This window comes from Sphingomonas immobilis (assembly GCF_030580995.1).
Classification (GTDB): domain Bacteria; phylum Pseudomonadota; class Alphaproteobacteria; order Sphingomonadales; family Sphingomonadaceae; genus Sphingomonas; species Sphingomonas immobilis.
In genome coordinates, this window is sequence record NZ_JAUQSZ010000014.1 from 1 (window position 1) to 11,566 (window position 11,566).

Here is an 11,566-nt window from a genome sequence, read left to right on the forward strand (position 1 = left end):
CTCGCCGGTACTGCGAAAGCGAGCGGCGCGGCGCTGATCAGGAGAAGAAGCGACTTCATGCGGCTTCTCCCCGGGGACGTACAGAGACGACGCGCATCATCCCGGCGTGCATGTGGTAGAGCATATGGCAGTGGAAGGCCCAATCTCCGACGGCGTTGGCGGTGAGATCGAAGCTCACCTTGCCGCCCGGCGCGACGTTCACCGTGTGCTTGCGCGGCGAATATTCGCCATGGCCCGTGACCAGCTCGAAAAAATGTCCGTGAAGATGGATCGGGTGCGACATCATCGTGTCGTTCACCAGCGTGACACGCACCCGTTCATTTTCGAGAAACGGAATCGGCTCCCGCTTGTCGCTCAGCTTCACGCCGTCGAACGACCACATATAGCGTTCCATGTTTCCGGTCAGATGAATCTCCATTGCGCGGTCGGGTGCCCGCACGTCGGGATTGCGGTCGACCGCCATGAGATCGCGATAGACCAGAACACGGTGCCCGACATCGTCAAGGCCCTGTCCGGGCTCTCCCGTGCGATCCATCGGCATAGGAGAGATCGTCTGCACGCCAGGCCCCATCTTGACCTGCGGGGCTTTGCTGGCGTCGCGCATATTCATGCCGCCCATTCCGCCCATCGCCATGCCGCCCATCGCGTCGCCGGCAGGCGCACCCATTCCAGGCATGTTCGCCATCGAACCATCGGCCGGCTTGTCCATTGCGGGCATCGAGGCCCCGGATTCCATGTTCATTCCAGCCATACCGCCCGCGGCGGCCCCGCTTGCCGACATGTCATGTCCCATCGCTGAGTGGTCCATGCCTTGCATGCCACCCATATCCATGTCCCCCATGCCCATGTCTTTCATATTAGCGAGGGGACGTTTGCGGAGCGGAGGCACTTCAGCTGCCATGCCTTCGCGCGGAGCCAAGGTTGCGCGGGCCATGCCCGACCGATCGACGGATTCGCCGACCAGCGTATAGGCGCGATCATCAGTCGGTGTGACGATGACGTCGTAAGTCTCGGCCACCGCGATCTGGAATTCGTCAACCTCGACGGGCCTGACGTTGAGCCCGTCAGCCTGAACCACGGTGAGCTTGAGTCCCGGAATTCGGACATTGAATGTCGTCATGGCGGAGGCATTGACGAAGCGCAGTCGGACCCGCTCGCCCGGTCGGAAAAGCGCGGTCCAATTATCCTGGGGCCCATGCCCGTTCACGAGGTATGTATAGGTCGAACCCGTGACGTCGGAGACGTCGGTCGGGTCCATCCGCATGTTGCCCCAGTCAAGACGTTCCTTGAGTGGTTGGTCTTCCTTGGCCAGCAGGCCGGCCAGCGTTTGGCGCTGATAGTTGAAATAGCCTCCGCCGACCTGCTTGAGCTTCCGGAAGATCGCGTGGGGGTGCATCTGGCTATGGTCGGAAAGCACGACGACATGCTCGCGATCCGAGCGGATCGGGTCCTCGCCTTCCGGATCGATGACGATCGGCCCATAATGGCCCATCTGCTCCTGCAGCCCCGAATGGCTATGATACCAGTAGGTCCCCGCCTGCACGATCGGGAACTCATAGACGAAGGTCGACTTGGGCTTGATGCCGGGAAAGCTGATCCCGGGCACGCCATCAAACTGGAATGGTACGAGTAAGCCATGCCAGTGGATCGAGCTGTCTTCGTCGAGATCGTTGATCACCGAAAGGCGCGCCGTCTGGCCCTGGCGCAGCCGGATGAGGGGTGCCGGCACCGTGCCGTTGATGCCAATGGCATGGCTTGCCCGGCCATCGATCATCATCATCTGATGGGCGATTTTGAGCGTGATATCGTTCCCGGTGACGATCGGGAGCGGCTTCACGATCCCGGCCGAAACGGGCTGAGCCCATGCTGGCATCCAGGCCGACAATGCCAGACCACCGCCGGTCAATGCGGCACCGCGGAAAAGGTCGCGGCGGTTCAATACCGGGGGCATAGTATCTCCTTGTTCAACGTGCAGCACTCCGGGTCCGCAAAGGCGCTCGAGCGCGGTATCTCTCTCTCCTTACGCGCGAGCGGGGCGCACCCCTCATTCCTCGGCCAAGATTTCCGCAAGGCGCGACCGCGCACGGTAAAGGCGCGTCTCGACCGCCTTGCCACTTATCGAGAGCGCAGTTGCCGCTTCCGACTGATTCAGCCCTTCGACTGTGCGGAGCAACAGAACTTCCCGCAACGAGACCGGTAGCGCGCTGATTGCGGCGGCCATTCGTTTGATCTCCATTTTTGAGTCGGCACTGGCATGCGCGGAGGGTGCATCATCCGGCACTTGTTCGATCTCGGCGTCGGACGCTGCATAACCGAAGGTGAAGAGCTGCCGCACCTTCTGGCGGCGGCGCCAGTCGCGGCATTTGTTGATCGCGATCCGGGACAGCCAAGCCCTTAGCGGCCGCGCGCCATCATATTTTCGCAGATGGCTGAACGCGGAGACGAAGCAGTCCTGGGTGAGGTCTAGCGCGTCCTCGGCATTCCCCACCAGGCCGCGTACCAGTCGAAATATCGCAGCCTGGTGCCGATGCATGATCTCTGCGAAGGCCGGCTGCCGACCGGCGAGCGTTAGCGCCGCAAGTTCACCGTCCGAGCACGCGCGAAGATCCAGACTCACCGTGCATCGTCGGTGAGCGCATGTACCACCGCCTGATCGAAGGTCTTGGCCTGATCAGGGCGCAAGATCTGGCGCATCGCGAAGATATGGCCAAGCGTTTCCTTCTGCAGCTCGCCCATCGCCTGATGCGACTGATCGACGGCCGCCGTGACACCCGGTCCGTTGCCATGTTCGGCTTCGATCGCGGCCGCGAGACGCGCGTTGTCCGCTCTCAGTTCGAGCTCCAGCGCGCGACGACGCACGGCAAAGCGCTGCTCAAGCAGCTCGATCTGCGCCTTCTGACGGTCGTCCAGGTCGAGCTTGCTGTGCAACACGTCGTGGAGTTCGACACCGGCCGCCTTGGGCTGGGGGAAGAAGTGACGCCCAAGGAACACGCCCGCAACGGCTGCGACGAAGGCGACGACAGCTACTAAAACAAGCAATTTTGCCTTCATTGAGAGCCTACCAGCAGCGTCGAGGGGGCAAGCGGATTGGATGGCCCGAACGGCGAGAGCGTGACCGATGCCTCGGCAGGCGGCGTAAATCCGTTGCTGGCGATACCGAGCAGCACTGCTCCGAAGGCGGCCACTGCACCAAACCGGAGTTGAGAAGCGGCCGAAACCTGCGGCAATGCCGCAATGCGTTGGAACACGGCCTCCTCCAGACCGATCAGGCCCGGATGATCCGGTTCATTGCGCAAGCGGGTCAAAAGCCCATCCAAGTCTGTTTTCATCGCAAATCCCAATCTCTATCTGTTCAGCGCGCTGGCACGAGTGCCGCCCCCTCTGCCGTTCGCTCAACCGGCCCTCAGTGGTTGCGTGCCCCGCGGTCGGTTTGCTGAACGGCGACCTGTCGGCAGGCGGACACATTGTTACGGCATCATCTTTTTCATGCCAGGCATATCCTTCATCATCGCGTCATGGTCTTCAGGCGCACTGGCAAGTGCTGCCTGATATTGCGCCGGGGTCATCTTGGGCAGTTGCCGCACGAAAGCCACCATGTCCCAGATCAATTCATCGCTATGCGTTTTACCCCAAGCCGGCATCGCAGTCAGCTTGACCCCATGCTTGATGATCCAGAATTGCTCCTTTGCCGATCTCTGTGGCTCCCGGAAAAGCTCGGGAGCCTTGGGATAAAGGCCCTGGCTGATCTCGGACTTTTCCAGCCCCGGTGCGAGATGGCAGCCGCTGCACATCTCGGTGTAGAGCCCGGCACCGCTCTGCAGTCGTTTTACATCCATCAGGTTGGCCGGGACGCCCACGTTGCGAGCCCGGACGGCGATCGAGCGATCACGAAGCTGCTCTATCAGCCAATAGACCGGTCTGGTGTGCGGCGAATCCGCCCCGATGTCATAGGCGCCCACATATACGACAATCCCAGCCAGTGCACCGCCGACCAGCGCCGCGACCGCGATGAACGGGCCGCTCGGAAAATGTTTCCGAAGCCATGCCTTCCTTGAATCTTCCATCGCGTCCTCCCCAGCCGAAAAGCCCTCGGTCGATTGGTGATCTCGCACCCATCCACTTGATCATACGCGCGGCGAGCTTCCACCCCTCATCCGCCGCGCAGGTCTGCGGCGCACACCAGTTGGCGCTCCGAATTCGAAGAAATCGTGCCCGTCGGATGAGGGGTCACGGTGCGCGGTGCGTAAATCGCTTTGTCGGCAGTATCGCCACCCATGGAGAAATCGATGTTTCGTAAAACAGCTTTTGCCGTCGCCATGGCGGCGTCTGTGTTCGCCGCTACCGCTGTTCAGGCGCACCCCAAACTCACCAATGCCACGCCCGCGGCCGATACCGTCGCTTCGGCTCCGACCAGAATTCAGCTCGTCTTTTCCGAAGCACTGGTCGCTCAATTTTCCGGGATCGACCTGACAATGACCGAGATGCCCGGCATGAAGATGGGGCCGATGAAGATGAACGGTGTCAAGGCGACCGTGGCCGCAGATGGCAAGACGCTCGTGGCCACGCTTGCTAAGCCGCTGCCGGTTGGAACCTACAAGGTCGACTATCACGTCGTCTCTACCGACACCCATCGCATTCAGGGCAGCTATACCTTCAAGGTCCAGTAAGAGCGTGCCGGACATCATCGCGATTGCGGTCAGGCTAGGGCTTTATCTCGATCTCATGCTGCTTTTCGGGTTGCCGATGTTCGGCCTATATACGTTACGCGGGACCGAGCGAGCATCCGGCTCGGTCCTGCGCTTTCGCTCGGTTTTGGCGACGATCGCGCTCGCCGGCATCGTATTATCGATCTTCGGCATGATAGCCTTGGCGGCCTCGATGGGCGGTGTGCCGGTCGATCAAGTGGAACGCGCCACTGTCAATCTTTTGATATCGGGCACAGCGATCGGCACCGTCTGGCAAGTTCGGGTGGCAGCACTCTTACTGGTCCTGTACTTTTCCATTGTCGGGTGGCGACGCCCTGCATTCGCCCTCTGGTCAGTTTCAGTAACGGCAGCAATCGCTCTCGCGACTTTGGCCTGGACTGGTCACGGCGCGGCCGATGAAGGCTTGTGGGGATGGATCCATCTTGGCGCCGACATCACTCATCTGTTGGCCGCAGGCATATGGATTGGAGCGCTTTCCGCCCTGTGCCTGCTCATTTTTCGCCCAGCGGCCCGCATGGCAATCGATCATGTCCACCTGTCACACCGGGCGTTGGATAGCTTCGCAAAGGTAGGATCGATCGTCGTGGGTCTGCTCATCCTGTCAGGCTTCATCAACAGTTGGATCTTGGTAGGACCGTCCAACCTGGCGGCGCTTTTTACGAGCCTCTACGGCGTGTTGCTGGCAGTGAAACTGGTGTTGTTTGGCGTAATGCTGTTCCTGGCCGCCGCTAACCGCTTCTTCCTTACCCCTGCCCTGGCGGGAGCGATCGAAACCGGGGAAATATCATCGGCGATAGGGTCACTTCGCCGCAGTCTCATTGTCGAGAGCGGCTGTGCGCTCACCATTCTCGCGCTTGTTGCGTGGCTGGGATTATTGGCGCCCCCTGCCTCGGGGATGTAGACATTGAGCCTTACGGCAAAGCACGCGATATGGCCTTGATTGCTTTCAAGCCCGAACCGAACCGGGAAATCGCCTCTCGGTGACGCTCGAGCTCGCCATAGGGAAGATAGGCAATCTCAAGATCTGCGATTCGGCTGAATGCGGGCCGCGCGAGTTGTGCCCGCACTTCGCTCTCCCGCGCGTCGGGCGCCACAAGAAACAGTCCGGCTGTGGCGTGCAGTTCGCTCCCGCTCAAGGCAAGGTCGAGCATCCGGACGATGCCCGAATAAATCGACGTCGAATGCTCGACTTCGAAGGCGGCCGCGACGCGGTCGCCGCCTGGCTCGAGCCAAAGCACATCGATAAGGCGGATGGCATCTGCGCCGGTCGATGTTGAAATTGAAGCTGGCAGGCTCTCAAGACACCCGTCCCCCAAGCGCACGCCATCGTGAAGTCGCCCCCGATCGTTGGATGCTATCCAGATATCGTAGCCCAGCGCACGGCCTATATCGCGGAGCCAAGCCTGGATTTCCGAATGGGTTCGATCGCTCTCTCCCTGTTTCTGAAGGGCCTTGTTGAGCGTTTGCGCTTCGGCCCTGGCCTGTTCGAGACGGACCGCCCACGATCCTACCGTCTGGTCTTCCTCGTCACGCGGCGGCGCCGGGTAGCGGCCCGAGCCGATATCGAACAGGAGGCCGCCAATGGCGCCGAGATCGTTCGACAGCAGATCGCGAAACCGTTCGTTCAGGTCCAGCACACCCGAGCGCATCGCGAGAAAATGCTGCCAGCTTCCGAGCTTCACCCTGCCACCGGTCAGCTTGTTATAGCCGTTGACGATCGCCGTGTTGAACGGCGGCACGAGGGTCGGATGCAGGAAGTAGAGGAGATTGGCGACCGCAGGCCCAAGCCCCTTGATGTTCAGCCGATCGATCGTGTGAATACCTGCAATGATTTCTTCGGCAGTGTCGCAACAGGCGCAGTGATCGAGCAACCGGCCGAACGCGCGTTGGTTCGCTGGATTTTCATAGATGTCAGGGATGCGCAATTTGGGCTTCCAGAGAAACGCATGGTCAGCGCCTTTGAATATCTGCCTCTGCTCCGCGACTGAATGAACGACCGTTTCCAGCGAAGAGCCCCGATAGGCCACGCCAAACCGACCGTCTTCGATCTCTGCCACTACCTGAGCCAGACCACGCCGGATCGAACGGAAGTTTTTGATGCGCTCGTCCCAAAGAAACCAGCTTTGATAGGTCGCGTTGGGGTCTTCCTTCCATCGTTGGATCAGTTGCCGCGCAAGCAATTCAAATTCCGCCAAACCCCGTTCCCCCACTCACGTCGATCTTCTCCAACGCTAGCACTCCGCCCCGTATACGAACAGTTTTTGCGCGCCCGCCCAGGACGAAAGGCGGCCCGCGTCATCTGATGTCGTCGGGAATATGCATCAGCAGGTCACGGGTGTAGTCGATCAGGAGATCGCCAACGGTTGCCCCGTAAAGCGCGAGAAACAAGATGAACCCCAGGAGCTTGGGGACGAAGCTCACGGTCTGTTCGTTGATCGACGTCGCGGCCTGGATCATGGAGATAATGAGTCCGACCACCAGCATGATTATCAGCGGTGGTCCAGCGACGAGCATCATCACCCAAAGCGCTCTGCCCATCGAAACCGAAAACGGGCTGTAGGTCTCCATCTCTCCCCCGTCGATGATGGTGTCGTCGCCCCCTGACGTTGCGACCAGTGGTTGTTGCGGGGGCGAGCAACATGGTGCGCGATCGGGTTTATACCCGTCCGTCTGCCCCACATCCGCTCGCCCCCGCGCCACGCTGCGACCCGTGGGCACCTGAGTTGTCCATCCTGCTTGGCGATGGTCTTCATCTGAATTTACGCAGCGACGCGGTTTACCCCTCGCGACCCACCGCTTTTTTTCGAAGAACGCGCAGGCTTTCGAGGGAAGAAGGGGCGTGCCGCGTAATAGGAGTGACGGGCGAGGTCAGCGAAAGGCAGGCATGTACGACTGCGTAATCATCGGAGGCGGCCCCGCGGGGCTGACAGCAGCCACCTACCTGGCCCGGTTTCTGCGTTCTACGCTGGTGATCGACGCTGGCGACGGCCGCGCCACCCGCATCCCGACGACACATAACCTCCTCGGTTTTCCAGACGGTATCTCAGGCGAAGATTTGCTTGTCCGTATGCATCGACATGCTGCTCAGTACGGTGCCGAATTGGTTACAGGGATCGTCGATCGCATCGACCGGGTCGGGACGGGTTTCGTCGTCCATACGAATGCCAAGACATTTAGCGCACGGACAATATTGCTTGCTCAAGGCGTGACGAACCATCGGCCGCGAATGGCGCAGGGAACGCATGATCAAGGCGTCGCTCAAGGACTGATACGGTATTGTCCGATCTGTGATGCCTACGAGATCCGCGGCAAGAGAGTCGCCGTGCTCGGCTGCTCCGACCATGGCGCAGCCGAGGCTCTGTTCGTTCGCCGCTACAGCGACACCGTGACCTTGCTCGCCCAAGACAGTTCGCAACTGTCGGTATCCGAGACGGCAAATCTCGCTCGAGGCGGTATTGCCGTCAAACGCGCTCCGGTTCGGGGTCTGTCAATTGATGGAGAAATCCTGCTCGCAAATCTGACCGATGGCCAATTGCTCCATTTCGACACCCTTTATGTTGCCCTCGGAACCTCTCCTCGCTCGGAATTGGCGCGAACTGCTGGCGCAGAGCTGAGCCCGACAGGTTGCGTCGTCGTCGATGAGCACCAGCAAACGACGGTCGCCGGACTGTTTGCTGCCGGCGACATGGTTGAAGGGCTGGATCAAATTGCCGTGGCGGCAGGTCAGGCGGCTAAGGCCGCGACGGCCATCCACAATCTGTTGTCGGGCTAAGGCGGCAGCGCTGGGTGAGCCAAGCAAAAAAATAAGTGGGTCGGGCTTGACCCTGACACGATGTCAGACCCCAGATTGCTATTCGTCGAAAAGGAGACGAGCCTGTGACTGACCCTGTTCCTGCAAGCAATTCGGGTGCGCACCACTGCTGCTCCGGCAAGCACGGCGGCGACACGGACGCGAAGAGCGCCAAGGATCCGGTTTGCGACATGAAGGTCGATCCGACAGCAACGCCTCATCATGCCTCGCATGATGGCAAGGACTATCATTTCTGTAGCGCAGGCTGTCGCACCAAGTTTGTCACCGACCCCAAGCGGTATCTGTCGGGCGAGGGCAACACGGCCGCGGTCGCAGCGCCGGGTGCGATCTGGACGTGCCCAATGCACCCGGAAATTCGTCGCGATGGTCCGGGCACCTGCCCGATCTGCGGCATGGCGCTCGAACCCGAAGAGCCGTCGCTTGATGATGCTCCGAATCCTGAGCTGGTCGACTTCACCCGGAGGACGTGGGTGGCTGCTGTTCTTGCCGTCCCGCTGCTCGCAATCTCGATGGTCGCGGAGATGCTCGGCATGGATTTCGTGCCGCCGACATGGTCGCCCTGGGTGCAACTCGCGCTGACGGCGCCGATCGTCCTGTGGGCGGGCTGGCCATTCTTCCAGCGCGGTTGGACCTCGATCGCAACATGGCACCTCAACATGTTCACGCTCGTGGCGATCGGCGTCGGCGCGGCGTTCGCCTACAGCGTGGTCGCCACGGTCGCGCCGGGTCTGTTTCCTTCCTCCTTCCAGATGCACGGGATCGTGCCCGTTTATTACGAGGCGGCAGGCGTCGTGGTGACGCTGGTCCTGCTCGGACAGGTGCTCGAGCTGCGAGCGCGGGCTGCGACCGGTCGCGCGATCCGTGCGCTGATGGATCTTGCGCCGAAGACCGCTCGGCGGATCGATGCCGAGGGCAAAGAGGTGGAGGTCGATCTCGCCGAAGTGATGGCCGGCGACCATGTCCGCGTGCGCCCTGGTGAGGCGGTGCCGGTCGATGGCGTTGTTATCGACGGGCGCTCGTCGGTCGACGAGTCCATGATAACGGGAGAACCTGCCCCTGTCCTCAAGGAGAAGGACGCAACTGTCACGGGCGGCACCGTCAATGGCACGGGAACGCTGGTGATCGAGGCGCGCGCGGTCGGCACAGATACGGTGCTCGCGCGGATCGTGAAGATGGTCGCGGAAGCCCAGCGCAGTCGCGCGCCGATCCAGGCGGTTGCTGACCGCGTATCGGGCTGGTTTGTGCCGCTCGTCGTCGCGATCGCGATCGCGACATTCATTGTATGGAATTTCGTCGGTCCTGAGCCGCGCTTTGGTCATGCCCTGCTCAATGCGATCGCCGTGCTCATCATCGCCTGTCCCTGTGCGCTCGGCCTGGCGACGCCAATGTCGATCATGGTAGGAACCGGCCGCGGCGCGCGTGCCGGTGTGCTCGTCAAGGATGCCGAAGCGCTGCAGATGATGGAGAAGGTCGACACGCTGGTGATCGACAAGACCGGCACGCTCACCGAAGGCCGCCCGGCCCTTACGACCATCGAGTTGGCTGAGGGGTATGAGCACAACATGGTGTTATCGGCCGCAGCCGCCGTAGAAGCTCTATCGGAACATCCGCTTGCCCAGGCCATCGTCGAAGCCGCGCGTAAAGCCGAGCTTCCGATCGCGAAAGTCGAGCAGTTCGAGTCCCAGACCGGGCTTGGTGTCAGTGGCAAGGCGAACGGGCGCGACGTGGTGGTCGGCAATGCCGAACAAATGCGTCGCGTTGGTGTGGATCCGTCATCCTTTGATAACGTAGCCGACAAGCACCGCAGTGAGGGCGCGGGCGTGATGCTCGTAGCGATCGATGGCCACCTGGTCGGCCTCCTCGTGGTCGCAGATCCGATTAAGCAATCGGCGGCCTCCGCGATCGCCGCCCTGCGCGAGGAAGGGCTGCGGATCGTGATGCTGACCGGCGACGCGAGAGCGACAGCCGATGCGGTGGCGCGGGCTATCGGCGGCATTGACGAAGTCCATGCCGGGCTGAAGCCCGAGGACAAGGCCCGCATCATTGGTGAACTCAAAGCAAAAGGCGCAGTGGTCGCGATGGCCGGCGACGGGATCAACGACGCCCCGGCGCTGGCGGCGGCGGATGTCGGCGTCGCCATGGGCACCGGGACTGACGTGGCCATCGAGAGCGCGGGCATGACGCTGACCAAGGGCGATCTCGCCGCGATGGTTCGTGCACGCCGGCTCGCGGTCGCCACCATGCGCAACATCCGGCAGAACCTGTTCTTCTCGTTCGTCTTCAACGGGGTCGGCGTACCGGTCGCTGCCGGTATCCTCTACCCCATCGCAGGCATCTTGCTGTCGCCGATGATCGCTGGCGCCGCGATGGCACTGTCGAGCTTCACGGTGGTGACCAATGCCCTCAGACTCAACCGGGCCAGGCTATGAAGATCGGCGAGGCATCGAGCGCCAGCGGCGTCTCGCAGCGCATGATTCGCCATTATGAGAAGATCGGCCTGATCGGTGCCGCGCCGCGCCGCCAGTCTGGCTATCGTGATTATTCCGATGCCGATCTCCATCGACTGCGGTTCATTGCCAATGCCCGCGACCTTGGTTTTCCGATCGAGGATATTCGCTCGCTGCTAAGCTTGTGGTCGGACGGTGCGCGTGAAAGCGCCGACGTGAAGCACATCGCATTGTCCCGTGCCGCCGAATTGCATCGCAAGGCGCTTGGATTGGAAGCGCTCAGAAGATCGTTGCTGGACCTTGCCGAGCGTTGCAACGGGGACGAGAGGCCAGATTGTCCCATCATCGACGCACTACAAACCAAATGATTTGGGTGAAGCTTGCACACCGATAGGTCTTCGAAACGAATAAGAAGCGGCCGTATCTAGGGTGCCGGACGATGCCAGCGGGTCGCGATTTGGTGACCTTGCCGGTGCACAATGAAGGTCAGCAGCCTCTTGATGCTCGGTTGAGGTCGGTCAGCGCTGAAGGCTCCAGCCAGTCTTGTTCCGCTGCTTCATCTCGACGAAATCAATGTGAAAGCGCAATTTTCGGTGACGTGG

At 61.2% G+C, this 11,566-nt stretch carries 12 protein-coding genes; 5 read left to right on the forward strand and 7 right to left on the reverse strand.

From position 1 onward, the window contains the following. Nucleotides 1–55 precede the first annotated feature (55 nt). The 5 genes from Q5H94_RS17580 to Q5H94_RS17600 all read right to left on the reverse strand — a co-directional run bounded on the left by Q5H94_RS17580 (nucleotide 56) and on the right by Q5H94_RS17600 (nucleotide 4,064). Nucleotides 56–1,951, reverse strand: a complete 1,896-nt coding sequence (locus Q5H94_RS17580) for a copper resistance system multicopper oxidase (RefSeq protein WP_179563617.1) — start codon at nucleotides 1,949–1,951, stop codon at nucleotides 56–58. A gap of 93 nt (nucleotides 1,952–2,044) precedes the next feature. Then, entirely contained in the window at nucleotides 2,045–2,617 is a 573-nt protein-coding gene (locus tag Q5H94_RS17585) for an RNA polymerase sigma factor (RefSeq protein WP_179563618.1), read from the reverse strand. After that, on the reverse strand, nucleotides 2,614–3,051 hold the full coding sequence (locus Q5H94_RS17590) for a periplasmic heavy metal sensor (protein WP_174839325.1): 438 nt from the start codon (nucleotides 3,049–3,051) through the stop codon (nucleotides 2,614–2,616). Before Q5H94_RS17590 ends, Q5H94_RS17585 begins: the two co-directional genes overlap by 4 nt. After that, on the reverse strand, nucleotides 3,048–3,329 hold the full coding sequence (locus tag Q5H94_RS17595) for a hypothetical protein (RefSeq protein ID WP_174839324.1): 282 nt from the start codon (nucleotides 3,327–3,329) through the stop codon (nucleotides 3,048–3,050). Before Q5H94_RS17595 ends, Q5H94_RS17590 begins: the two co-directional genes overlap by 4 nt. Before the next feature lie 138 nt (nucleotides 3,330–3,467). Continuing rightward, on the reverse strand, nucleotides 3,468–4,064 hold the full coding sequence (locus tag Q5H94_RS17600; RefSeq protein ID WP_304562610.1) for a c-type cytochrome: 597 nt from the start codon (nucleotides 4,062–4,064) through the stop codon (nucleotides 3,468–3,470). A 210-nt stretch (nucleotides 4,065–4,274) separates the two neighbouring features. Between Q5H94_RS17600 and copC the strand changes: the two genes are divergently transcribed. Together copC and copD are read left to right on the forward strand one after the other, a co-directional pair. Next, the gene (copC, locus tag Q5H94_RS17605; protein ID WP_304562611.1) at nucleotides 4,275–4,667 is read left to right on the forward strand and encodes a copper homeostasis periplasmic binding protein CopC; all 393 of its coding nucleotides are present in this window, start codon (nucleotides 4,275–4,277) and stop codon (nucleotides 4,665–4,667) included. A 4-nt stretch (nucleotides 4,668–4,671) separates the two neighbouring features. Beyond that, the gene (copD, locus tag Q5H94_RS17610; protein ID WP_304562612.1) at nucleotides 4,672–5,607 is read left to right on the forward strand and encodes a copper homeostasis membrane protein CopD; all 936 of its coding nucleotides are present in this window, start codon (nucleotides 4,672–4,674) and stop codon (nucleotides 5,605–5,607) included. Nucleotides 5,608–5,617: 10 nt separating this feature from the next. Here the strand turns inward: copD and Q5H94_RS17615 are convergent, their stop codons facing one another. Further along, complete coding sequence (locus tag Q5H94_RS17615; RefSeq protein ID WP_304562613.1) at nucleotides 5,618–6,901, reverse strand: type II restriction endonuclease; 1,284 nt, start codon at nucleotides 6,899–6,901, stop codon at nucleotides 5,618–5,620. A 100-nt stretch (nucleotides 6,902–7,001) separates the two neighbouring features. Continuing rightward, nucleotides 7,002–7,274, reverse strand: a complete 273-nt coding sequence (locus Q5H94_RS17620) for a flagellar biosynthetic protein FliQ (protein ID WP_304562677.1) — start codon at nucleotides 7,272–7,274, stop codon at nucleotides 7,002–7,004. Between the two features lie 316 nt (nucleotides 7,275–7,590). Between Q5H94_RS17620 and Q5H94_RS17625 the strand changes: the two genes are divergently transcribed. From Q5H94_RS17625 to cueR, 3 genes are all read left to right on the forward strand, one after another. After that, complete coding sequence (locus Q5H94_RS17625; RefSeq protein WP_304562614.1) at nucleotides 7,591–8,478, forward strand: NAD(P)/FAD-dependent oxidoreductase; 888 nt, start codon at nucleotides 7,591–7,593, stop codon at nucleotides 8,476–8,478. A gap of 209 nt (nucleotides 8,479–8,687) precedes the next feature. Then, a complete protein-coding gene (locus Q5H94_RS17630; RefSeq protein ID WP_304562678.1) occupies nucleotides 8,688–10,946 on the forward strand; it encodes a heavy metal translocating P-type ATPase in 2,259 nt (752 codons plus the stop codon). Beyond that, a complete protein-coding gene (cueR, locus tag Q5H94_RS17635; RefSeq protein WP_304562615.1) occupies nucleotides 10,943–11,332 on the forward strand; it encodes a Cu(I)-responsive transcriptional regulator in 390 nt (129 codons plus the stop codon). The genes Q5H94_RS17630 and cueR overlap by 4 nt, the downstream gene beginning before the upstream one ends. The last annotated feature ends 234 nt before the right edge of the window (nucleotides 11,333–11,566 follow it).